This window comes from Streptomyces sp. NBC_00057, from assembly GCF_045041165.1.
GTDB lineage: Bacteria > Actinomycetota > Actinomycetes > Streptomycetales > Streptomycetaceae > Streptomyces.
This window is the reverse complement of the sequence record NZ_CP108256.1, coordinates 2,201,132-2,224,681: the sequence shown is the minus strand read 5'-3', so window position 1 is coordinate 2,224,681 and position 23,550 is coordinate 2,201,132. Positions and strand designations below refer to the sequence as shown.

General features: G+C 70.7%; 20 protein-coding genes and 1 pseudogene. 12 read left to right on the top strand and 9 right to left on the bottom strand.

The genetic code is table 11. From position 1 onward, the window contains the following. Window positions 1–15: 15 nt before the first annotated feature. Window positions 16–996, bottom strand: a complete 981-nt coding sequence (locus OG953_RS10560) for a DUF4349 domain-containing protein (RefSeq protein WP_405683707.1) — start codon at window positions 994–996, stop codon at window positions 16–18. Between the two features lie 127 nt (window positions 997–1,123). On the opposite strand from OG953_RS10560, the gene hemG reads away from it, so the two are divergent. Both hemG and hemQ read left to right on the top strand, forming a co-directional pair. Next, window positions 1,124–2,611, top strand: coding sequence for a protoporphyrinogen oxidase (hemG, locus tag OG953_RS10555; RefSeq protein ID WP_405683705.1), 1,488 nt, complete (start codon window positions 1,124–1,126; stop codon window positions 2,609–2,611). A gap of 4 nt (window positions 2,612–2,615) precedes the next feature. Then, the gene (gene hemQ / locus OG953_RS10550; RefSeq protein WP_405683703.1) at window positions 2,616–3,329 is read left to right on the top strand and encodes a hydrogen peroxide-dependent heme synthase; all 714 of its coding nucleotides are present in this window, start codon (window positions 2,616–2,618) and stop codon (window positions 3,327–3,329) included. Window positions 3,330–3,615: 286 nt separating this feature from the next. Here hemQ and OG953_RS10545 read toward each other — a convergent pair whose 3' ends face one another. The 4 genes from OG953_RS10545 to OG953_RS10530 all read right to left on the bottom strand — a co-directional run bounded on the left by OG953_RS10545 (window position 3,616) and on the right by OG953_RS10530 (window position 7,976). Then, window positions 3,616–4,413 carry a TIGR04222 domain-containing membrane protein gene (locus tag OG953_RS10545; protein WP_405683702.1) on the bottom strand — a complete coding sequence of 266 codons (798 nt, stop codon included), beginning with the start codon at window positions 4,411–4,413 and terminating at the stop codon, window positions 3,616–3,618. Between the two features lie 97 nt (window positions 4,414–4,510). After that, window positions 4,511–5,548 carry a TIGR04222 domain-containing membrane protein gene (locus OG953_RS10540; protein WP_405683701.1) on the bottom strand — a complete coding sequence of 346 codons (1,038 nt, stop codon included), beginning with the start codon at window positions 5,546–5,548 and terminating at the stop codon, window positions 4,511–4,513. Window positions 5,549–5,553: 5 nt separating this feature from the next. Next, window positions 5,554–6,861 (bottom strand): DUF692 domain-containing protein, encoded by a 1,308-nt coding sequence (locus OG953_RS10535; RefSeq protein WP_405683700.1) that lies wholly within the window; start codon window positions 6,859–6,861, stop codon window positions 5,554–5,556. 356 nt (window positions 6,862–7,217) lie between these two features. Further along, entirely contained in the window at window positions 7,218–7,976 is a 759-nt protein-coding gene (locus OG953_RS10530; protein ID WP_405683698.1) for a peptidyl-tRNA hydrolase, read from the bottom strand. A gap of 72 nt (window positions 7,977–8,048) precedes the next feature. Between OG953_RS10530 and OG953_RS10525 the strand changes: the two genes are divergently transcribed. From OG953_RS10525 to OG953_RS10510, 4 genes are read left to right on the top strand one after another with little or no spacing between them, the layout of a single operon-like run. After that, window positions 8,049–8,726 (top strand): AIM24 family protein, encoded by a 678-nt coding sequence (locus OG953_RS10525; protein ID WP_405683696.1) that lies wholly within the window; start codon window positions 8,049–8,051, stop codon window positions 8,724–8,726. Next, window positions 8,723–9,637, top strand: a complete 915-nt coding sequence (locus tag OG953_RS10520) for an ATP-binding cassette domain-containing protein (protein ID WP_405691766.1) — start codon at window positions 8,723–8,725, stop codon at window positions 9,635–9,637. The genes OG953_RS10525 and OG953_RS10520 overlap by 4 nt, the downstream gene beginning before the upstream one ends. Beyond that, entirely contained in the window at window positions 9,634–10,302 is a 669-nt protein-coding gene (locus OG953_RS10515) for an ABC transporter (protein WP_405683695.1), read from the top strand. Before OG953_RS10520 ends, OG953_RS10515 begins: the two co-directional genes overlap by 4 nt. Before the next feature lie 8 nt (window positions 10,303–10,310). Then, window positions 10,311–10,565, top strand: coding sequence for a hypothetical protein (locus OG953_RS10510; RefSeq protein WP_405683693.1), 255 nt, complete (start codon window positions 10,311–10,313; stop codon window positions 10,563–10,565). An 81-nt stretch (window positions 10,566–10,646) separates the two neighbouring features. Here OG953_RS10510 and OG953_RS10505 read toward each other — a convergent pair whose 3' ends face one another. From OG953_RS10505 to zapE, 3 genes are all read right to left on the bottom strand, one after another. Beyond that, window positions 10,647–12,023 (bottom strand): alkaline phosphatase PhoX, encoded by a 1,377-nt coding sequence (locus tag OG953_RS10505; protein WP_405683691.1) that lies wholly within the window; start codon window positions 12,021–12,023, stop codon window positions 10,647–10,649. A gap of 124 nt (window positions 12,024–12,147) precedes the next feature. After that, on the bottom strand, window positions 12,148–12,573 hold the full coding sequence (locus OG953_RS10500) for an OsmC family protein (RefSeq protein ID WP_405683689.1): 426 nt from the start codon (window positions 12,571–12,573) through the stop codon (window positions 12,148–12,150). Window positions 12,574–12,653: 80 nt separating this feature from the next. Further along, the gene (zapE, locus tag OG953_RS10495; RefSeq protein ID WP_405683687.1) at window positions 12,654–13,793 is read right to left on the bottom strand and encodes a cell division protein ZapE; all 1,140 of its coding nucleotides are present in this window, start codon (window positions 13,791–13,793) and stop codon (window positions 12,654–12,656) included. 37 nt (window positions 13,794–13,830) lie between these two features. On the opposite strand from zapE, the gene OG953_RS10490 reads away from it, so the two are divergent. From OG953_RS10490 to OG953_RS10465, 6 genes and pseudogenes are all read left to right on the top strand, one after another. Further along, the gene (locus OG953_RS10490; RefSeq protein ID WP_405683685.1) at window positions 13,831–14,595 is read left to right on the top strand and encodes a pyrimidine reductase family protein; all 765 of its coding nucleotides are present in this window, start codon (window positions 13,831–13,833) and stop codon (window positions 14,593–14,595) included. A gap of 147 nt (window positions 14,596–14,742) precedes the next feature. After that, window positions 14,743–15,195: an indole-3-glycerol phosphate synthase gene (locus OG953_RS10485; RefSeq protein ID WP_351255283.1), complete on the top strand. Its 453-nt coding sequence runs from the start codon at window positions 14,743–14,745 to the stop codon at window positions 15,193–15,195. A 41-nt stretch (window positions 15,196–15,236) separates the two neighbouring features. Beyond that, entirely contained in the window at window positions 15,237–16,631 is a 1,395-nt protein-coding gene (gene murC / locus OG953_RS10480; RefSeq protein ID WP_405683683.1) for a UDP-N-acetylmuramate--L-alanine ligase, read from the top strand. Between the two features lie 9 nt (window positions 16,632–16,640). Further along, window positions 16,641–17,048: a peptide-methionine (R)-S-oxide reductase MsrB gene (gene msrB, locus OG953_RS10475; protein ID WP_405683681.1), complete on the top strand. Its 408-nt coding sequence runs from the start codon at window positions 16,641–16,643 to the stop codon at window positions 17,046–17,048. A 1,262-nt stretch (window positions 17,049–18,310) separates the two neighbouring features. Next, the gene (locus OG953_RS10470) at window positions 18,311–22,462 is read left to right on the top strand and encodes a carboxypeptidase regulatory-like domain-containing protein (RefSeq protein WP_405683679.1); all 4,152 of its coding nucleotides are present in this window, start codon (window positions 18,311–18,313) and stop codon (window positions 22,460–22,462) included. A 188-nt stretch (window positions 22,463–22,650) separates the two neighbouring features. Continuing rightward, window positions 22,651–22,860: pseudogene (locus tag OG953_RS10465) on the top strand (peptide-methionine (R)-S-oxide reductase); the annotation flags it as partial. A 34-nt stretch (window positions 22,861–22,894) separates the two neighbouring features. On the opposite strand, the gene OG953_RS10460 reads toward OG953_RS10465, so the two are convergent. Then, the gene (locus OG953_RS10460) at window positions 22,895–23,353 is read right to left on the bottom strand and encodes a hypothetical protein (protein WP_405683677.1); all 459 of its coding nucleotides are present in this window, start codon (window positions 23,351–23,353) and stop codon (window positions 22,895–22,897) included. Between the last annotated feature and the right edge of the window lie 197 nt (window positions 23,354–23,550).

Here is a 23,550-nt window from a genome sequence, read left to right as displayed (position 1 = left end):
TCCGAAGGGACCACGCTACGACGCCGGGGGCGTGGACGAGGACTCGGACCGCTCGGGCGCCCGCGGCGCGCGGCGTCCGGGCAGGCGGCCCGGGAGCAGCCGCCACAGCAGCAGCAGTACGGCGGCCGCGGCCAGGAACGGGGCCGCGGCACCCACCGCCATCGCGAGCCACCGCAGCATCGTGACGAACGCGTGCCAGCCGCCGCCGAGCGCGTCCAGGAAACCGGGGTCGTCGTCGCCGTCCTTCGTCACCGTCTCCGGCTCGGAGAGGTCGAGCGTGATCGTGGCGAGCGTGGTGCGGTCCTTCAGCGACTCCTGCTGGGCGAGCAGCGACTCCAAGGATGCCTGACGACTGCTCAGTTCACCTTCCAGCGCGACCACATCGGTGAGCTTCTCGGCCCGGTCCATCAGCTTGCGCACCCGCGCCACACTCGCCCGCTGGGTGGCGATCCGGCTCTCCACGTCGACCACCTGGTCGGTGACGTCCTTCGCGGACGACGTGCGCGACAACAGCTTCCCGGCGCCCGCGAGATCCCGCAGCACCGCGTCGTACTCACCCTGCGGAACACGCAGCACGATATGTGACATTTCATGCGTGTCGTCGACCCGCTCCGTCTCCTCGCGGGCCACCAGACCGCCCGAACTCTCCGCGACCGAGCGGGCGGCCGCGGCGGCCTTCGGCACGCTCTTCACCTCGACCGAGAGCGTGGCGGTACGGATGACATGGGTGCCGGCGGGCTGGGCGTCGGGCTTCTTCCGCTCCGCCGAGGAACCGCCGGCCTCCTGCGGATCCTGTGCCGTCTTCCCGGCCGCGGCGTCCGCGGCGCCCCGCTCGTCCGCGGAGAGCGCCTTCTTGTTGTCCCCGGAACTCGCGTCGCTCGCACTGTCGGCCGCCCCGCAGCCGCTCAGTGCGAGGAGGCCGGCCAGCAGCCCGGCGGCCAGGATCGTGCGCGAACGACGGACGGATGAACGGCCAGGATGCCGGTCTGTCTGCATAACTGCTCCCCCGAGGTGGGTGGTTGATGGTGCCGGTTCGACGTGCGGGGCGGTGGTGCGGGTTGCCGGATACCGGTTTCGAAGCGGTCACGTTCAGGACTCGGAAGAGGTTTGAGAGAGTGGAGGCATGCAGCGTTCAACAAACCGCGCGGACACAGGTACGGGTCATGTCGTCGTCATCGGCGGTGGCATCACCGGTCTCGCCGCCGCCCACCGGCTCCTCGGAGCAGGGCTGCGGGTCACCCTCCTCGAGGCCACCGACCGGCTCGGCGGCAAACTCATGACCGGTGACATCGCGGGTACCCGGGTCGACCTGGGCGCCGAGTCGATGCTCGCCCGGCGCCCCGAAGCGGTCGCCCTGGCGCGCGCCGTCGGGCTCGGCGACCGCCTCCAGCCGCCCGTCACCGCCACCGCATCGGTCTGGACGCGCGACGCCCTGCGGCCCATGCCCAAGGGCCATGTGATGGGCGTACCCGGCGACCCGGCGGCGCTCAGCGGGGTGCTCTCCCCGGAGGGCCTCGCGCGCATCGCACAGGAGCGCGACCTCACCCCGACCACCGTCGGCGACGATGTCGCGGTCGGCGCTTACGTCGCCGACCGGCTGGGCCGCGAGGTCGTCGACCGGCTCGTGGAACCGCTGCTCGGCGGCGTGTACGCGGGCGATGCCTACCGGATCTCGATGCGCGCCGCCGTACCGCAGCTCTTCGAGGTGGTGCGGGAGGGCGGCTCGCTGCTCGACGGTGTCCGGCGCATCCAGGAGCGGGCCGCGGCCCGGCAGCAGACCGGACCGGTCTTCCAGGGCATCGACGGCGGCATCGGCACCCTGCCGTACGCGGTCGCGGACGCCGTACGCGCGGCGGGCGGGGAGATCCTGACAGCCACCCCCGTCCTCGGCCTGACCCGTACCACCGACGGCTGGGACGTCCGCACGGACACCCGGGTGATCACCGCCGACGGCATCGTGCTCGCCGCCCCGGCCTGGTCCGCCTCCACCCTGCTCGCCGCCGAGTCCCCGGCCGCCTCCGCCGAGCTCGCCGGTGTCGAGTACGCGTCGATGGCGCTCGTCACCATGGCGTTCCGCCGCTCCGACGTGGCCGCCACCGGCGCACTCGACGGACGCTCCGGCTTCCTCGTACCGCCGGTCGACGGCCGCACCATCAAGGCCTCCACCTTCTCCACCCACAAGTGGAACTGGGTCGCCGACTCCGCCCCCGATCTGTTCGTCCTGCGCACCTCCGTCGGCCGGTACGGCGAGGAAGACCACCTGCACCGCGAGGACAGCGAGCTGGTCGACGTATCGCTGCGTGATCTCGCCGAGGCGACCGGACTGGCCGCGAAGCCCGTGGACACCGAGGTCACCCGGTGGATCGGCGGACTGCCCCAGTACCCCGTGGGCCACCTCTCCCGGGTCGCCCGGATCCGTGACGAGGTCGCCAAGCTGCCCGGCCTGCGGGTCTGCGGAGCGGTCTACGACGGGGTCGGCATCCCGGCGTGCATCGCGAGCGCGCACCGTGCCGCCGACGAGATCGCCCGCGACCTCACCGGCGGTTCCGGGGAAGAGATCATCGCCACGTCGACCCTGGTTCAGGGCACTCGGAGCGAGGCGGGACAATAGCCGTATGAGTGCGCCTGAGAAGATCCCCAACGCCGGCAAGAAGGCCAAGGACCTCAACGAGGTCATCCGCTACACGCTGTGGTCCGTCTTCAAGCTGCGCGATGTCCTGCCCGCGGACCGTGCCGGTTACGCCGACGAGGTCCAGGAGCTGTTCGACCAGCTCGCGGCGAAGGACATCACCGTCCGCGGCACCTACGACCTCTCCGGCCTGCGTGCCGACGCCGACATCATGATCTGGTGGCACGCCGAGACCGCGGACGAGCTGCAGGAGGCGTACAACCTCTTCCGGCGCACCAAGCTGGGCCTGGCGCTGGAGCCGGTCTGGTCGAACATGGCGCTGCACCGCCCCGCCGAGTTCAACAAGTCGCACATCCCGGCGTTCCTGGCCGACGAGACGCCGCGCAACTACGTCAGCGTCTACCCCTTCGTGCGCTCCTACGACTGGTACCTGCTGCCGGACGAGGACCGTCGCCGCATGCTCGCGGACCACGGCAAGTTGGCCCGCGGCTACCCCGACGTCCGGGCCAACACCGTCGCCTCCTTCTCGCTCGGCGACTACGAGTGGATCCTCGCCTTCGAGGCCGACGAGCTGCACCGCATCGTCGACCTGATGCGCCACCTGCGGGCCTCCGAGGCGCGGATGCACGTCCGCGAGGAGGTCCCGTTCTACACGGGGCGCAGGAAGTCCGTTGCAGACCTGGTGGCCGGACTCGCGTAGCGAGCGGGCTCCGACCACCCCAACCCGGAAGATCAGACGACGGGCACCGGCGCGTTCCGCGCTGCCCGTCGTTCCAGCGACACCGGGTTCGGCTCCGGGTTCGCCGCAGGCTCCGACCTGCGGCGACCCCGGAACCCACAGGGAAGCACACGGAGCACGGTTCGATGTGACAACCGACTGGACCGGCTGCGATGCGGGGGCATCAGCCCGTCCTGGTGTCGGCCCGTCGTGCCGCTGCTGTCCCTGCTTGTCAACAGCGGCCTCCATGACGAGAACTGACTCCTCATCAGCGATCAGCTGGACGGTGGACCCCGAGTGCGGCCCGCAACACCGGATCGTCCACGGCGCGCACACCCAGCACGGCAATCGCCGCCAGGAGGCCATGGTCCTTCGACGCCGCCGGGATCTCGTTCGCGGCAAGCAGTCGCCGCCCGGCGGGTGAGGCCCAGGAGCTGTACGGATGGATCTCCATCCGGGCGATGACCAGACAGCCCAGCGTCAGTGCGAGCGGCAGCCCGAACCGGACGAGCAGCGGGACCACCGGACCGTCGGCGCCGCGCTCCTGATCGGGTATCAGCAGCGCGACAGCGCCCATCGCGACCACCAGCAGAGCCGCGCCGCGCACCGCCCGGACCGCGGCGGCGACATCGGTTCCGGCGCCGCCGGGGACGGCCAGGCCGGCGGTGACGAGCCGGTCGGCCAGGGCGCGCACGGTTTCGGCAGCCGCCGCGGCCGTCCGTACAGGCGGTATGGGGGACTGGCCCTGCGGACCGATGGCACGGATCACCGTCCGCTCCATCTCGTCCCGGCCCTCCGGGTCGACGACCGTCGCCCACCCGGTGTGGGCGAGCAGCAGCCGCTGCCGCAGATGCATGGTGACCAGCGCCAGATCGACCACCCGGTGCGGGCCGCCGGCCAGGAACGCGGTCTCGTACAGGGTCAGTTCAGGAGTATCCGGCACCTTCCGTACGGAATCCGCGGATGCGTCGTGCAGCAGCCCCGTGCGGGCGGCGACGATACAGAGCCGGATGCACGAGATGGCTGCCGCACCCCATGCGACCAGCAGAAACAGTACCCAGAGCATGGCGGATTTCTATGCGAGACGGGCGTGGAACGCCATGGCCTGTTCATCATGCGGACGGTTCGGCGGCGTGGGCCGAGGAGCGGGACGCCGCCGTCGCTCAGGAGCTGCTGCCACAACTGGACCCGCCACCGCAGCTGGAACCGCTGCTGCTGGAGCAACTGGAGCCGCTCGACCCGCCGCAGCCGGACGCTGAGCTGCAACTGGACCCCGAACCACAGCTCGACCCCGAACTGCATCCGCCGCCCCCTCCGCTGCTGCCACTGCCATTGGAGCTTCCGTAGCTGCCGTTGCCGGGGCCCGTACCGGCGCACCACACCGCCGGTGCGACGAACATCGCGGAGGAGTCCGAGGACGAGCGCGAGCCCGGGCGCAGGGGCTGTCCCGCCGGGCGCATCCGGGCCGCCGCGATCAGCTGCGTCTGCAGTACGGGATCGGGGAGGGCCCGCAGTCCGTGCGTGGCCACCAGATGGGCCGGGTGCGGGTTGTACGCATGGGCGGTGCGGTATGCCTCGGCGGCCCGGCGCCCCGCCTTGGTGACCCGCCCCCGGGCGACAGCGGCGCAGACGAAGCCGATCGGGAAGCCGACCAGCAGGAAGGGGAGGACTTTGAAGATGAACGGTACGGAGAAGTCCACGTCGGCCGCGTAGTCGGCCGTGGACTGCACAGCCGTCATCACGACCGCGAGCGGGATGGCCAGCACACAGACCAGCCCCTGCGCGATGCCCCAGCGACGCCACGTACGGCTCGTCGTGGGCGAGGCCAGCAGACCGCGGGCCGCGAGCCCGTCGCCGATCTCCTGCACCGCGGGGTGCCGCATCACCGCATCGCGCAGGGTGTGCAGCGCGCCGCTGGGTGCCATGGCGTGTTCCTGGAGCACCGCACGCTCCACCGGGTCACGGGCGTCCATCTGCTGGACGGCGACGATGCCGGGACCGCCGATGGCGAGCCGCCCGTCCGTCTGCATCGCGGTGAGCGCGGTGTCCACCACTCTGCCCGGACCACCGTTCAGGAAAGCGATTTCGAAGAGGTCGTGGGCGGGGCCGCCGGACCCGCCACGGGCACGGGTGAGCCCCACGATCAGGAGGACCGACGAGACCACGATGCCGAGATCCACCAGCACTGCGAGGGTGTTCATGCCGGTCACCTTCCGACCAGGGCCGCGCGGGCCGCTCGTACCAGCCGGGTGGAGCGGCGCGGCGGTCGCGCGGAGGCCCGGTCCTGCCACCAGTGGGTCAGCCGGCGCCGTGCCGCGTCGTCGGCGGGCCGGCCGGCGATCAGCAGCTCCTCGACGAAGTCCAGCGCGTCGCGCCGGTAGCCGGCGGACATGGGACGGGTCCTGGCGTACGCGAGGAAGGCGTCCCGGTAGCCGGCGCCCAGAATCTCCGGCAGTTCGGGCGCCACCTTGGCGACGACCCCGGCCCGTTTGGCGGCCAGGGCACGGCTCTGGATCCCGAGTCGGCGGTGTTCGAAGCCCTGCGGGGCGGGGGTGCCCGCGACGAGGGAGGAGAGCAGCGCGGTCTGGGCGACCGCGACCCGGTCGCGCACGGATTCCGGGGACGGACCGGGTCGCCGGACAGGTCGCGATACGGAATTCCCGGCGTGCGCCGACGCACCGGCGCCGAGGGCAGCCGCCCGGTCCAGCGTGGCGCGGATCGTGATCAGTTCGCCCGCCAGCTCCTCGGCCGGCGGGAAGTCGTCGTCCCGTTCCAGGAGTACGCCGGGCGGGTCGACCCGGGAGCGGAGTTCGGCGAGGACGTCGAGCACGGGCTCGGTGACCGGGTGGGCGTGGGTGTCGTGCCAGACGCCGTCCTTCTCGACGCCGCCTGCCACATGTACGTACGCGATGGCCTCCACCGGCAGCTCGTCGAGCGCGGTGGCCGGGTCCTCGCCGCGGTTGACGTGGTTGGTGTGCAGATTGGCGACATCGATCAGCAGCCGGACGCCGGTGCGCTCGACCAGCTCCGCCAGGAACTGCCCTTCGGTCAGCTCCTCGTCGGGCCAGGAGATCAGCGCCGCGATGTTCTCCAGTGCCAGCGGCACGGGCAGCGAGTCCTGGGCGATCCGTACGTTCTCGCACAGCACGTCCAGCGCGTCCCAGGTCCGCGGCACGGGCAGCAGATGGCCCGCTTCCAGCCCCGGCGAAGCGGTGCGCGGCCCCCCGGCACGTACGAACGCGATGTGCTCGGTGACCAGTGGCGTGGAGAGCAGCTCGGCCCGGGCCGCGAGATCCGCGAGCCGGCCGGCGTCGGGGCGCTCCGCCCCGCCGAGGCCGAGCGAGACGCCGTGCGGGACGACAGTGACACCGCGCGCCCTGAGCCGCACCAGCGAATCGGGCAGATGGTCGGTGCATATGTTCTCCGCGACCGCCTCCACCCAGTCGATCCCCGCCAGCGCCTCGACGGCGTGCGCTATCTCCGGCCGCCAGCCGATGCCGATTCCCAGCTTCATGTCGTCCCCCTCCTCCACTCCGTGCAGGGCTAATGGCCCCGGCGGGCGGTGGTGAATCCGAAGAGGGGGACGTTCAGAGGTTGATTTGAGGTTCCCGGCCCGGGGTGGTCAGGGCACCGGCATCGTGGAGGGCCGCGAGGTGAACGACATGTCCCCGGTCGGCTCCGCCGGCACCGGCACCGGAGGTACGACTGTGCGGGCCGGGTCCCGTCGGGCCGGCCGTCGCCGCGCCCGCCGCCTCGCGTGCGATCGCGTCGAAGTCGAATACTGCCGGTACGGCAGTACCGGCAGGCACGCATCACCGCACCGGGATGTTCAACGGCCCGCGGACAAAGGGGGAGCGGCCCCGTCCCCGCTCAGCCGCGCAGCGCGGGATGGTCGGCGACCACGGTGCACGACCCCGGAGCGATCTCGGTGAACCCGGCGTCATGCACCACCGGAAGCCCGCTCACCGTGAGTTCCTGCCAGCGGCCCGCCTCCGCAGTGGCGACCGACAGCGGGAAGCCCGCCTCGCGCCACGCCTTGCGCTCCGTCTCCGACAGCTCCCACCAGGCGAGCTGCGCACCGTGCCCGGCCTGCGCCATCGCCTTGCCCGCCGACATGTCCAGCTCCGGGTTCAGCCACAGCACCGGGCCCGCGGGATCGGGCGCGGCCGGCGGCTCGGGGTCGTCCAGATCCGTTCCCGAGACCTGGAGCTTCGCCAGTTCCTTCGGCCAGCCGTCCAGAGGCACGGGCGGGAAGACCCGCACCTCGGCGCTCTCGCCGGTGACCGTGATGCCGGGCAGCGCGGACGCCTTGCGCCACTCCGCGCCGCGCGCCCGGCGCACCACCTTGCGGATCCGGGCGTCCTGCCAGTCCCGCATCGCCTGCGCCCACTCACCCTCGCCGGCCGACCGCTCGTCGGAGAGCATCACGAGCACAGCGCGGGCGGCGGTCCGCAGTGCGTCGGTACGGGCCGGGGGAGCCGTCTTCTCGATGTGCACGACCAGCGGCAGCACGTACTGCTGGGCCTCGTCCCGGCGCGTCCGCTCGGACCTGAACGGGCTGTCCGCCGCGGGGGAGTAGGACGTGGCCGGGGATACGGACGGGGATACGGGGGTGTCGTTGTCGCTCACTCGCCCCAGTCTGCCAGCCGCCCGAGAATCGCTTCTTGGCGGAATGAATCGCTCCGGGTGAGGATGCACCGCATGAAGAGCGATCTCTTTTCCAGTGAGAACATGGCGCAGCAGGCAACCGCCCCCGGGATGACCCTGCAGAACGCCAAATCCATCAAGTACGCCGTCAACGGTGAGATGCACGCCCGCCAGGGATCGATGATCGCCTTCCGCGGCGATCTGCAGTTCGAGCGCAAGGGCCAGGGCCTCGGTGGCTTGCTCAAGCGCGCCGTCACCGGCGAGGGGCTGCCGCTGATGGCGGTCCGCGGCCAGGGCGAGGCATGGTTCGCGCACGAGGCCGCCAACTGCTTCATCGTGGAGATGGAGCACGGCGACGTCCTCACCATCAACGGCCGCAACGTGCTCTGCTTCGACGCCACGCTCTCCTACGAGATCCAGACTGTGAAGGGCGCCGGGATGACCGGTGGCGGCATCTTCAACACCGTTTTCACCGGATATGGCAAGCTCGGCCTCATGTGTGAGGGCCACCCCATCGTGATACCCGTCACGCCCCAGCAGCCGGTCTGCGTCGACACGGACGCGGTGGTCGGCTGGAGCGCCAACCTGACCACATCGCTGCACCGCTCGCAGAGCTTCGGCTCGATGATGCGCGGTGGGTCCGGAGAGGCCGTCCAACTGCGGCTGGACGGGGAAGGATTCGTGATCGTACGACCCAGCGAGCTCAAGCCCGAGAAGGCGTCGGCCAACTGAACCTGCGCGGGGTGGGCCGCCGGTACGGCCTCGGCGGGCCATGGGTGCTGCGCGGGGTCGACCTCGACCTGCCCGCGCACGCCCTGATCCGGATCGAGGGTGCCAACGGCACCGGCAAGTCGACGCTGTTGAGGCTGCTCGCCGGTATCGACGCCCCGACAGAGGGCCGGGTCACCGGCCGCAGGCCCCGTACGGCATACGTCCCCGAGCGCTTCCCGGCCGCGCTGCCGTTCACCGCGGCCGGGTACCTGGTCCACCTCGGCCGGATCCACGGCCTGCGGACCCCCGAAGCGGCAGACCGGGCGCAGTCGTGGCTCGCCCGTTTCGGGGCCGCCGACCATGCCCGTACACCTCTTCCGGAACTCTCCAAAGGGACCAGCCAGAAGGTCGCCGTCGCTCAGGCGCTCCTTGCCGAACCGGAGCTGCTGGTCCTGGACGAGGCATGGACCGGCCTGGACGCCGCGGCCCGCGACGAGCTGGACCGGGCCGTGGCCGAGCGGGTCGCGGCGGGCTCCACCGTCGTCTTCGTCGACCACGATCCGCGCCGGCTCGCCGGGGTGGTCGACGCCGCGTTCCGGGTAGAGAGGCACGGGCTCACCGCCGTACCCGTGGCGCGAGCCGCGCGGACCGGGCCGCAGGTACGCATCGAGGCGGCGGCCCCACCGGGCGCCGCACTCCCCGCCGGGCTGCCGGGTACGCCCGAGCGCATGCCCGCGGCAGACGGGGCCGTACGGCTCACCGTCGCGGCCGCGCACTCCGACGCGCTGCTGCGCGCCCTGCTCGCCGCGCGTCCGCCCTGGCACATCCGACACCTGACGACCACCCCCGGCGCCGCTCCGAAGCCGGAGGCCGCTCCGCATACGAAGGCTGCCCCGGCCCCCAGTGCCCGCTCGACCCCCGAGGCACCATGACCGCCCTCCTCCGCTACCAGACCGCCCTGTTGATCCGCTCCCAGCGCTGGCTCGCCCCCGTTCTGCTGTACGCGGCCTTCCTCGGCATCGGCGTGCAGTCGGGGCAGCCCGTCCTCGACTCGCTCGGATACGCCGCCGCCGGGCTCCTGCCCGTCACCGCCTGGCTCGTACAGCTCTGTGTCAACCAGGAGCCGCCCGCCGCCCGGACCGTCACCGCCGCGGTGGCGGGATCGCCGCGGGTCCATCTGGCGTCGCTGCTCGCCGCGCTCGGTTGCGCCGGGCTGCTGGGCGCGGCCGCCACCCCGATCGTGCTGCTGATCAGCAAGCCGGCCAGTACCGACAACGCTGTCCGGGTGCCGCTGCTGCCCGCCGGGCTCGCCGGACTGCTCGCCGCCGCCCGTTGCGTGCTGCTGGGGGCGGCTGTCGGTGCGCTGTGCACCCGGCCACTGCTGCACCGGCGCGGCTGGTCCGTCGCCACCACCGTGCTCGCCGCACTGCTGGCCCTGGTGACCAGCGGCTCGCCCGCGAACCACGCCGTGACGGGCCTGGTCACCGGCTCGCGGACCGGCACGGTGCACATGCCGCTCCTGCCGTTCGTCGCAGCCGCCGCTCTCGCAGCGGCGGTGGCCGCGCTCGCCTGCCGGCTCACTTCGCTGCGCGGCTGAGTACGCTCGTGTCTGCGAATGGCAGGAGGCCCAACGCACGGCGTGCTCCGGCCAGGACGGGCGCGAGCGCGCAGCGACGCATCGTTGTAGCAGCCGCCGGCCTCTTCATCGAACGGCCCACGGTCCTCCCCGGGCGGGCCGAGCGCAGCGACCTGCCCGGTATCGGTGTCGTCATCGACCGCGACGAGGCCCGCAAGTACCGGGCCACTGCCGCCGAACGACCTCATCTGCGCACGGCGGACGGGGCGTTCACCAATGGGTAGAGGCTTCGCAGGTGCCCGGCCCGTAGTGCGCAGGGGGCGGGCAACAGCTGCCCACCCCCTGCGCATCAACGCATCAACGCATCAACGCCACGGCCCCGTGACCGCGAACGTCGTCCCCGGCGTATAGCAGTTGACGAACATCGTCCCGCCGTCCGGAGCGAACGTGACCCCGGCGAACTCGCCCCACGCGGGCTCCTCGGACGTTCCGATGTTCTGCCGGCCCCGCGCCATGGCGTACACCTCGCCGCCCCGCGTCAGGCCGAACACATGCTGCGCGCCGTCGCCGTCCTCGCACACCATCAGTCCGCCGTCGGACGCCAGGCAGATGTTGTCGGGGGACTCGCCGGGCAGTTGCACGTCCGTACCGGGACCGAAGGCGATCACCAGCGTGAGACGGCGCCGCTTCGGCTCGTACTTCCACACCTGGCCGTAGTGGTCGGCCGCCGAACCCTGCGAGCTGTGCGCGAAACTGGAGACGAAGTAGACCGCGGACCCGCCCCAGTAGCAGCCCTCCAGTTTCTGCGCGTGCGTGATGCCCTTCGGGCCGAAGTCCTGGAACCGGATCGGGGTCCCGGCCGCCTGCGGATCCGGTACGGGAACCCACTCGACACCCTCGAAACTCGCACCGGTCTCCTGGATCACGGAGAGGTCGGGGACGCCGGGCACCCGCATGGCCTCCAGATGGCCGCCGGCCCGCAGCGAGCCCGTCCCGCCGAGCGGTTTCCTCGGCAGGAAGCGGTAGAAGAGCCCGAACGGCTTGTCGAACGCGTCCTCCGTCTCGTACACGATCCCGCTCTTCGGGTCGATCGCGATCGCCTCGTGCTGGAAGCGGCCCATCGCGGTGAGCGGCACGGCTCCGGTGCGGTGCGGATCGGCGCCGTCCACTTCGAAGATGAAGCCGTGGTCCTTGGTGTAGCCGTTGGTGCCGGCCTTGTCCTCGGTCTCCTCGCAGGTCAGCCAGGTGTTCCAAGGGGTGCGGCCGCCCGCGCAGTTCACCGCCGTACCAGCGATGGCGACGCGTTCGCCGAGGACGTTGTTGCGGCTGTCCAGCTCCAGGGCGGTACAGCCGCCCTTGCCCATCGGGTCGTAGGTGAGGCCCTCGACGGTCGGGACCGGGATTCTTCCGGTGGCGCGGTTCTCGTGATTGCGTACGAGACGGATGTGTCCGTGCCGGCCCGTGAAGGCGGCCATGCCGTCGTGGTTGCTGGGGACCTGGCCCTCGCCGGAGCGGAGCGGGTCGCCCTCCCGGGACAGGACCCGGTAGCGGAAGCCCTTCGGGAGGTCGAGCAGACCGTCCGGGTCGGGCACGAGCGGGCCGTAGCCGCTGTGTCCACGGGCGGCGGCGGTACCCGCGAAGAGTTCGGAGAACGCCCCGGCGAAGGCGATCGAGGCAACGGCCGCGCCGCTGCCGGCCAGGACCTGTCGTCGTGTTGCGAGTCGTCGTGCTGCTGATGACATGAGGCAACTCCCTGCTGGCGGACAGGAGATGTGACCCGCATGTGTGTACCACGTGTATCGCCGCGCGGGAACCATGCGGGTCACTGAGCCTCGTGTGTGTCACGGGCCCACAGGGGCCCGTGGGTCAGGCCAGGGACGCGGTGAGCGTGATCGTCGTGCCCGTGAGCGCCTGGCTGACCGGGCAGTTCGCCTTGGCGTCCTCGGCGGCCTTGACGAAGCCCGCCTCGTCGAGACCCGGCACCTCGCCCTGGACGGTGAGGTGAATACCGGTGATGCCGGTACCGGGCTGGAAGGTGACCTCGGCCCGGGTGTTCAGCCGGGTCGGCGGGTTGCCGGCGGTGGCCAGGCCGTTGGACAGCGCCATCGAGAAGCAGCTGGAGTGTGCCGCCGCGATGAGCTCCTCGGGACTGGTCTTTCCGTTCGCCTTCTCCGCGCGGGACGGCCAGGAGACCTCGTAGTCGCCGATGCCGGAGGAGTCGAAGGTGACGACTCCCTTGCCCTCGATCAGGTTGCCTTCCCAGACCGTGTGCGCCTGACGCGTGGTAGCCATGCTGGATCCCTTCAAACGGTGTGCGCGGTGATACGGGAGATGCGAGGCGCCGCGGGCGCCTCGGGTGGTACGCCCCGAACCTACTGCGCCACCAGGCCCTTCGCGTCGCGCGCCAGCGCCGTCAGCCGGGAGATCGCCCGGAAGTACTTCTTTCGGTACCCGCCGTTCAGCATCTCCTCACTGAACAGCTTGTCGAACGGGACCCCGGAGGCGAGCACCGGAACCTCCCGGTCGTACAGCCGGTCGGCGAGGACGACGAGCCGCAGCGCGGTCGACTGGTCCGGCACCGGCTGGACCTCGGTGAGGCAGACTGCCCGCAGTCCGTCCGTCAGTGCGCCGTAGCGGCTCGGATGGACCCGGGCGAGATGGTCGAGGAGCGAGGGGAAGTCGTCCAGGCTGGCGCCCTCGGTGGCGTACGCGGCCTTGGTGACCTGCTCGTCGGAGTACGGCGCGGGGGCCTCGGGCAGCCCTCGGTGGCGGTAGTCCTCGCCGTCGATCCGCAGCGGACGGAAGTGCGAGGACAGTCCCTGGATCTCCCGCAGGAAGTCGGCGGCGGCGAACCGGCCCTCACCGAGCTTGCCGGGCAGCGTGTTGGAGGTGGCGGCGAGCGCGACCCCCGCCTCGACCAGCCTGCTGAGCAGCGAGGACACCAGTACCGTGTCGCCCGGGTCGTCCAGCTCGAACTCATCGATGCACAGGAGCCGGTGCCCGCTCAGTGTCTGCACGGTCTGCTGGAAGCCCAGCGCACCCACAAGGTTGGTCAGCTCGACGAAGGTGCCGAACGCCTTCAGTGACGGTGCGGCGGGCGTGGCGTGCCAGAGGGAGGTCAGCAGGTGCGTCTTGCCGACGCCGTAGCCGCCGTCGAGGTAGACCCCGAGAGGCGCCGCGGGCGCCGCCGGCTTCTTGCTGAACCGCCCACCCGTCGCCCGCCACCACCCCTGCGAGGATGCGCTTCGCGCTCTTCTGTTCTTGCCGGAGCCGGTGGCGTGCGCCCCGCCGAGCCCGGTCGCGAAGCCGCTCAGGACCTTGACCGCCTCGACCTGGCTCGGCCGGCCGGGGTCCGGGACATACGTATCGAAGCGTACGGAGTCGAAGCGCGGCGGCGGCACCATCTCGGCGACCAGGCGGTCGGCGGGGACGTGCGGCTCAAGGGCACACAGGGACAGCGGGGCCGTTTCGGCTATGGGGCTCTGCCCCGGCACGGCGGTGGAGGACGACACAACTCTCAACCTTAAGCGCCGTGCCAGACTGCAGAACATGCGACGCCTCTTCCCTGTGACCGACCTGACACCGGCTGACGACGAGGGGGAGTGGGATCTGGACCATCTGGCCGACGCCTACGCGTACCCCGAGCAGGACGGCCCCTGGCTCCGCGCCAACATGGTTTCGACGCTCGACGGCGCCGCTCAGCACGACGGGCGCTCACAGCCGATCTCCTGCGAGAGCGACATGCGGATCTTCGGCACCCTGCGCGGTCTGGCCGATGTGGTCGTGGCGGGGGCGGAGACCGTACGGCTGGAGGGCTACCGGCCCGCCAGGGCCCGTGAGGCCTTCGCCGCCCGCCGGGCAGCGGCCGGGCAGGGGCCCGCACCGGCGATCGCCGTGGTGAGCGGCAGCCTGGACCTGGACTTCTCGTTGCCGCTCTTCGTCTCGCCGCTCGTCCCGACCCTCGTACTGACCGGCGCCGGAGCCCCTGCGGACCGGATCGAGGCGGCGCGGAAGGCGGGCGCCGAGGTGGTGATCGCGGGGGAGGGCTCCAGGGTGGACCCCGCCAGGGCCGTACGGGAGCTGGCGGACCGTGGACTCAAGCGGCTGCTGACCGAGGGCGGACCCAGGATGCTGGGCCAGTTCGTGGCGGCCGGGGTGCTGGACGAGCTCTGTCTGACCCTCTCGCCGATGCTGACCGCCGGAGACGCGCAGCGGATCGCCGGTGGCCCCTCGGTGGCCGTGCCAGAACGATTCGCCCTGACATCGATGCTGGAAGAGGCCGGGTTTCTCTTCACCCGATACCGTCGGATCTGACTATCGGCGGAATTTACCGTTCCGGTTAGCTTCCGGTGGGCACAATTACTCGCAGACCCCGTGCGAGCACGGGGAAGGATGGTTTCAGCAGAGACCGGCGACGGTTACTGAAGCAGAAGGGCGCCCGTGGTGTTCACCAGCGTTTTGATGATCGAGAAGCCCCTCACTTCCGAGGACGTCGAGTTCGTCACCACTCTGCACGGGGAGGAGCGGACCTCCTTCGTCGTGCTCATGCAGCCGCGCGGTGACCAGGCCGATGTGCTGTTGCGGGCCATCGACGACCTGGCGATGGGCGAACTGAAGGAAGCCGCCCGCGAGGGTGAGGAGCCGGAGGGCAAGAATGCCAGGCAGTCCGCCGAACTGGCGCTCGAAGTGTCGCTCGAGGCCCTGCGGCAGGCAGGCTCCGAAGCGGTCGGGCAGGTGATCGAGGAGCACCCGCTGGACAAGCTGAAGTCCGTGGTCGACGACGCGGAGGCTGATGAAGTCATCGTGCTGACCGCGCCGCACTACGTGGAAGAGTTCTTCCACAGGGACTGGGCGTCCAGGGCCCGGCACAAGGTCGGCGTACCGGTGCTCAAGCTCTTCGCGCACAGCGAATAGGCTGGGCGGGTACTCGTTTCGACTTCTGGGGAGACACACGCATGGCACCCGGTATTCCTGCCGCCATGGAACGACCGCACTTCATCGGCATCGGCGGCGCCGGAATGTCGGGCATCGCGAAGATCCTCACCCAGCGCGGTGCGAAGGTCGCGGGCAGTGATGCCAAGGAGTCGGGAACGGCCGAGGCGCTGCGGGCGCTGGGGGCGACCGTCCACATCGGGCACGCCGCCGGAAATCTGGCGGACGACGCCTCGTGCGCGGTCGTCTCCAGCGCCATCCGCGCCGACAACCCGGAGCTGGTGCGCGCCGCCGAGCTGTCGATCCCCGTCGTGCACCGCTCCGACGCGCTGGCCTCCCTGATGGGGGGCCTGCGCGCGATCGCGGTGGCCGGTACGCACGGCAAGACGACCACCACATCGATGCTGGCCGTCGCCCTGTCCGAGCTGAACCTCGACCCCTCGTACGCCATCGGCGGCGACCTCGCGGGCCCCGGCACCAACGCCGCGCACGGCGAGGGCCAGATCTTCGTCGCCGAGGCGGACGAGAGCGACCGCAGCTTCCAGAAGTACGACCCCGAGGTCGCGATCGTCCTCAACGTCGAGCTGGACCACCACGCGAACTACGCCTCGATGGACGAGATCTACGAATCCTTCGAGACGTTCGCAGGCAAGATCGTCCCCGACGGCACCCTGGTGATCGCCGCCGACCAGCCCGGCGCCGTCGAGCTGACCAGGCGGGTGCGCGCCCTGTCCTCGGTGAAGGTCGTCACCTACGGCGAGTCCGAGACCGCCGACGTACGCGTGCACAAGGTCACCCCGCGTGGTCTGACCAGCGAGGTCACGGTCATCCTGAACGGGAAGTACCTCACGTTCACGGTCTCCGTGCCCGGCCGCCACTACGCCCACAACGCGGTCGCGGCCCTCACCGCCGGTGTCGCCCTCGGTATCCCGGCCCACAACCTGGCCTCGGCCCTCGGCAAGTACACCGGGGTCAAGCGCCGCCTCCAGCTCAAGGGCGAGGCCGCGGGCGTGCAGGTCATCGACTCGTACGCACACCACCCCACCGAGATGACCGCGGACCTCGAAGCGATGCGCGGCGCCGCATCCGACGCCCGCCTCCTGGTCGTCTTCCAGCCCCACCTCTTCTCCCGCACCCAGGAGCTCGGCGCCGAGATGGGCCAGGCCCTCGCACTGGCAGACGCCTCCGTGGTCCTGGACATCTATCCGGCCCGCGAGGACCCGATCCCCGGCATCACCAGCGACCTGATCATCGACGCCGCGAGGTCCGCGGGCGCCGATGTCACCGCCGTCCACGACAAGGCGGCGGTCCCCGAGGTCATCGCGGGAATGGCGAAGCCCGGCGACCTCGTTCTCACCATGGGGGCGGGCGACGTCACGGACCTCGGCCCGCAGATCCTGGACCACCTGTCGAGCTGAGGGAGCGACGTGTCGTACGACATCGAGAAGCCGGACGAGCAGTGGCGGGCGGAGCTGACGCCCGCCGAGTACGCGGTCCTGCGCCAGGCCGGCACCGAACCCGCCTTCGTCGGCGAGTACACCGACACCAAGACCACGGGCGTCTACTCCTGCCGCGCCTGTGACGCGGAGCTGTTCCGCTCCGACACCAAATTCGAGTCGCACTGCGGCTGGCCGTCCTTCTACGACCCGAAGGACACGGACGCGGTCGAACTGATCCAGGACCGCAGCCACGGCATGGTCCGCACCGAGGTCCGCTGCGCCCGCTGCGGATCGCACCTCGGCCATGTCTTCGAGGGCGAGGGCTACCCGACCCCGACGGACCAGCGGTACTGCATCAACTCGATCTCACTGCGCCTGACGCCCGACGAGGACTGACGTCCGCGCCTTCCGGGCTGACGTCCCCCGTGCGAGTGACGCAGAGGGGATGCCGGCTCGGTGGGTCGATGCTTGCATTAACCTCTGCCGGTCTCCGCCTCGTTGTCGATACTTGCGGCGCTCGGCCTCGGCGGCTTGCCGCACGGAAAGCCGTTCGATCAACCTGGCCAGGTCCTGGAAACTCATCCCGGTCAGCTGCGGGTCGCCGAGGGTGGCCAGACGGTTCGGCCGTGCTGGCATGGTGTCGGTGGCCAGGAAGCGGCCGTCGGCGCCGTCAGGATTCCGCCGCAGGCGACGGCCGCGGTGGTGAGCGCGATGGCGATGCGCTTGGAGGGTCTCATTTCGTGTCCCTTCCCATGCCGGCCCGGTCGTCACCGAGCCGTCGAGGTCGCATTTCGTGGTTCCAGGAGTGGCGGCGTGACCGGACCGGCTCGGCACAGCCCGAGCGCAGCGGCCGGCATGTCACGAAGGCAACTCACCCGGGTCAGTACGACGACGTCCTGCCTTCGTAGGTGCGAGCGCCGCTGTCCCACATGCCCATGGCGAACGAGGTGACGTTCGCGTCGCTGACCATCTTGGTGTAGCAGCCGGTTCCCCCTGTGGCACATAGCAGGTGTACTGGCGCCCGTCGCTGTTCCGTCGAACGGTGGCGTACGGCGCCGGCGAGTCGTACACGTTGTAACTGGCTTACGGGATACCGGCCCACGCTGCTCGGCGGCTCGGGCTGTAACGCAGCTCCAGGTACGCCTGGCCGAGCCAGACGCCGCCTCTTCTCGCCGGCTGCGCTTGTACATCAGCCCATCACCGGCCAGGCGGTCGAACGACTGTCGGAGCCAAAAGAACCTGGTACGGCGGTACCAACGAACCCTCGTACAAACAACCTGACGGTTGATTCAGGGTTGAAGCCCGGCCGCTGAGCACCGCCGTCACCGAGGCAACAACGCTGTGCGCCCCTGCGCCGAGGAAAGCGGAGTGTGCAGCCGGTCCTCATGGCGCAGCTCACGGAAACGCATGGGGAGCGGCCGGGCAATATGGTGATGGTTCATCGGAAAAGTCTTGTTCGGTACATGGCGAATTGCCGCCATGTCACGCATCCGCCATACGTGGCTTCTTGCTGCGGTGGCGGGTTGCCACGCCAATGGGTGACCGGCGGATGAATGCCATTCGCTGTCGACCGGGAACCAGCGCACGGGTCGACCCCAGCTCAACAGCATGGGAGTCACACATTGCGCACTTCGAGGCAATTGAGACCAGCTGCGCGGATGATATCCGCGCAGCTGGCCGCACTGGCCGCGGCGGCCGTGGCCGTCATGGGCGCGGGCTTTCCCGCCGCTCAGGCCGCCACGGGTAGCGCGGCCGCAGCTTCGGGTACCTCCGTATCAGCGGCCCGTCCCGGGGTGGAGCAGGTCTGCAGCACCCCCAAGAAGGGCGAGTTCAGCTGCTTCGCCCTGCGTCGCACCGACATCAAGGGCGTCAAGGGGGTCCAATTGGCGGCCGCCGCACCGAGCGGCTTCGGCCCGGCTGACCTGCAGAGCGCCTACAATCTGCCGGCGGACGGTGGCGCGGGCCAGACGATAGCCATCGTCGACGCCTACGACAATCCGAACGCCGAGGCGGACCTGGCCGTCTACCGCCAGCAGTACGGCCTGCCCCCGTGCACTACCGCCAACGGCTGCTTCCAGAAGGTCGACCAGCGCGGCGGCACCAACTACCCGTCCCCGAACGCAGGCTGGGCGGGCGAGATCGCGCTCGACCTCGACATGGTCTCCGCGGCCGCCCCCAATGCCCACATCCTTCTCATCGAGGCCGACAGCGCCGGCTTCGCGGACATGGGCGCGGCCGTCGACCAGGCCGTCGCCATGGGTGCCAAGTACGTGTCCAACTCCTACGGCACCAACTACACCAGCACGGCGGGCAGTGGCGAGGACTCGTCCGAGCTCCTGCTGGACGCCCACTACAACCACCCGGGTGTCGCCGTGGTCGCCTCCTCCGGCGACAGTGGCTACGGCGTCTCCTACCCGGCGGCCTCGCAGTATGTGACCGCGATCGGCGGCACCGCCCTGAAGCGGGACATCACCACCAGCCGCGGCTGGTCCGAGTCGGTGTGGAACAACGCTTCAGGCGGCACGGGCTCGGGCTGCTCGCTGTACGAGCCCAAGCCGGCCTTCCAGACCGACACCGGCTGCCGCAAGCGGTCCGTCGCTGATGTGGCCGCGGTCGCCGACCCGGCCACCGGGGTCGCGGTGTACCACACCTACAGCGGCTCCGGCTGGGCCGTCTACGGCGGTACCAGCGCCTCGGCGCCGATCATCGCGGGCGTGTACGCGGCCGCAGGCACCCCCGTCACGGGCAGCTACCCCAACTCGTACCCCTACCAGAACTCCCAGAACTCGTCGGCGCTCAACGACGTGACGACGGGCGCCAACGGCAGCTGCAACCCGGCCTACCTGTGCACCGCCGGCCCCGGGTACGACGGCCCCACCGGTCTGGGCACGCCCAACGGCACCGCAGCGTTCCGCAGCGGCCCGCATGGCAAGGTCTCGGGAACCGTCACCGACACCTCCGGCGCGGCCCTGTCCGGCGTCTCCGTCGCCGCCGGCGACTACCGGGCGACCACCGACGCCAAGGGCCACTACAGCCTGGTCGTGCCGGCCGGCACCTATGACGTCACCGCCTCCGCCTACGGCTACGCGACCAAGAAGACCACCGGGGTCACCGTCCTCGACAGCGGCACCGTGAACGCCGACTTCGCCCTGGCCGCGGTGCCCCGCCGGACCATCACCGGCAAGGTGACCGACGGCTCCGGCCACGGCTGGCCGCTGTACGCGAAGATCACCGTCGACGGTGTGCCAGGCGCACCGCTGCACACCGACCCGTACACCGGCGCCTACAGCATCGAGCTGCCGCAGGACACCTACACCCTGCACATCGACGCCCAGTACCCCGGCTACCAGCCCGTCACCAAGCAGGTGACCGTCGGCGGCTCGGCGCAGACCCTGGACGTCGCCGTCCCGGTGGACGCAAAGGCGGCCAGGGCCCCCGGCTACGCGGTCAAGCTGACCGGCCCGACCGAGCCCTTCGACTCCACCACGTCCGCTCCCGAGGGCTGGAGCGTCGTCAACGCCGATGGCACCACCGGCGGCTGGGACTTCAGCAACCCCGGCAAGCGGACCAACATGACTGGCGGCTCCGGCGGCTTCGCCATAGTCGACAGCAGCTACTACGGCACCGGCAAGAATCTGGACAGCTCGCTGCTCTCCCCGGTCTTCGACCTGACCGACTACGCCGACCCCAAGGTCGCCTTCGACACCCAATACCTGAGCGTCGGCGACATCCAGACCGGCACCATCGACGTCACCACCGACGGCGGTGCCACCTGGACCAACATCTGGAAGCGCACCGCCACCCTGACCGGCCCGAGCCACGTCGAGGTCCCGCTGACCGCCTACGCCGGCAAGTCCGGTGTGCAGCTGCGGTTCCACTTCACGGGCTGGGGCTACTGGTGGGCGCTCGACAACGTGTTCGTCGGTCAGCGCACCTACGAGCCCGTCCCCGGCAGCCTGGTCGCCGGCAACGTGACCGACGACAACACCGGCGAGGCCATCGTCGGCGCCACCGTGGTCAACGGCGACGCCCCGCAGGAGAAGGCCATCACGGCCGCCACCCCGGACGACCCGGCGCTCGGCGACGGCTTCTACTGGATGTTCACCACCAAGACCGGCGACCGTGCCTTCACCGCCTCCAGGCCCTACTACTCCGACCTGGCCAAGACGGTGAACGTCGCCCCGGACAGCACCACCCAGGCCGCCTTCGCCCTCAAGGCCGGCCGGCTCACCACCACCCCCGGGTCCGTCAACAAGACGCTTGACTGGGGCAAGCAGACCACCCAGGACCTGACGGTGAAGAACACCGGTGGGGCGCCCGCAACGCTCACCCTGGGCGAGCGGTCGGGCGGTTTCCACATGCAGGCCGCCGGAGGTGCGCCGCTCAACCTGGTGAAGGGCACCTTCTCGCCGCTGGCCACCAAGGCCGGCACGGGAACCGGGACGCAGCCCGAGGTGACCGCCAACGCGGCCGGCGATGCCTGGCAGCTGGCGGCCACCCTGCCGACCGGCCTGCAGGACAACGCGGTGGACGCCGGTGGCGGCAAGCTCTACTCCGCCTTCGGCTACACCGGTACCGAGGACACCAACGCGCTGTACGCCTACGACCCCGGCACCGGCTCCTGGTCCCAGCTGGCCTCCGCGGCCGACACCCGCAGGGCCCCGGCCCACGGCTTCATCGGCGGCAAGCTGTACGCGGTCGGCGGCTGGGGCGCCTCCGGCAGCCCCGACGCCAAGCTCGAAGTCTATGACCCGGCCTCGAACGCCTGGACCACCAAGACCCCCTCACCCAAGCCGTACGCGGGCTCGGGCAGCGCGGTGGTCGACGGCAAGCTGTACGTCGTCGGCGGCTGCACCACCAGCTCCTGCGGCACCAAGGACGTCACCGTCTACGACCCCGCGTCCGACAGCTGGTCGCAGATCGCGCCCTACCCGGAGCCGACCTCCTGGGCGGCGTGCGGCGGCATCGGCGGCAAGCTCTACTGCGCCGGCGGCGTGACCGACACCGCCTCTGTGAAGCACACCTACGTCTACGACCCGGCGTACGACAGATGGTCTGCCATCGCCGACCTGCCCACCGACCTGTGGGGCTCGGCGTACAGCTCGGCCAACGGCCTGCTTCTGGTCTCCGGCGGAGTCACCGCACAGGGTGTCACCAACCAGGGCTTCGCCTTCGACCCGCGCACCGGCGGCTGGACCGCCCTGCCCAACGCCAACCTCGGCGTCTACCGGGCCGGCGGCGCCGCCGGCTTCTACAAGGTCGGCGGCAGCCCCGGCGGCAGCGTGACGCCGGTGACCATCGTCGAGGTGCTGCCCGGCTACGACCAGGTGGGCTCCTCGGACGTCAGCTGGCTGTCCACCTCCCAGCAGAAGGTGACGCTCCAGCCCGGGGCGAGTACCACGGTCACGGTCACCCTGGACGCTTCGGTCCCCGAGATCACCCAGCCCGGCGACTACTCCGCCGCGCTGACCGCCCGGACCGACACTCCGTACGCGAGCGACAGCATCGACGTGACCATGCACGTCAACCCGCCGACCAGCTGGGGCAAGTACGCCGGCACCGTGCTCGGTGAGGACGGCAAGGGCGGCACCGTGCCGCTTGCCGGGGCCACGGTCCAGATCAACGGCTCGACGGCGAGCTACACGGTGCTGACCGCCAAGGACGGCACCTTCGCCCTGTGGCTGGACAGCCGCAACAACCCGCTCACCGTGATCGTGTCCAAGGACGGCTACCAGCCGACCACCACCAGCGCGAAGATCAAGAAGGGGGAGACCACGATCGGCAACTTCACGCTGAAGAAGGCCTCCTGACCGTGTCCCTCTGACACAGCGCGCGGGCCGGTCCTCCGGGACCGGCCCGCGCGGCACTCAGATACCAACCGTCGTCGAGGAAAGCGGGGTGTACCGCTGGCAGGTCGGGGCACGGGTGGGCACGGCAGATCTGCGCACCCAGGGGACGGAGGCGGTCTGCCGGAGAAGTGTGAATGGCCAAGGCCGACGGCCGGCCGTCCTTCTACGACCCGAAGGACACGGACGCCGTCGAACTGATCCAGGACCGCAGCCACGGCATGGTCCGCACCGAGGTCCGCTGTGCCCGGTGCGGATCGCACCTCGGCCATGTCTTCGAGGGAGAGGGCTACCCGACCCCGACGGACCAGCGGTACTGCATCAACTCGATCTCGCTGCGCCTGGCACCGGACGAGGGCTGACGGGCACGACCCGGGCGAGAGCTGACGCCGGGCGTCAGCCCTCGGGGTTCTCCGGCCGCAGCAGCGGGTGGGCGACCCCCGGGAAGACCCTGGCCCGCACGACCGGCTCCGCGGACCCGCCCTGGACCACCGTCTCGGCGACACCCCAGGGGCGGCCGCGCAGGACGACGATCAGCGTGTACGAGGACGAGCACCCCATGCAGTCGTACCGGTCCGCCCACGTCTCCACATCCATGGCGCTGCCGGGGTAGCGCGCCACGTGCCGGTGCCGGGCATGGCAGTGGTCGCACCTCTCGCCGGGCTCGCAGGTCCCGCCGCAGGGGCACGGCATGTCGAGTGAGTCCGCCGGGTGCCAGCGCTGCGTGAGGACGGCGTCACGCGTGGCGCCCATGTCCTTCATCGCCTTCAGATTGCGGGCGGCGACGTTGTACGACTCGCCGGTCGCGGCCATCCGGTCCCGGATGACGTCCTTGCGTCCGCGGTTCGTCGTCATGGCTTCCTCATCTGTTCCTCTGGCGGTTCACGCAGCCCGTCAGGAGGCCCACGAGATTGTACGTTCTACGGTACCGGTCGCTCCGAGGAAGCCGTGACGTATGTCCGGCCGGGTCCGGAAGCTCAGGACGGGCCGCAACCTCACCGCCACCCTTCGGTGCGCCTGGGTGTGCCTCAGCTCGTGCCGGAATTGCTGGA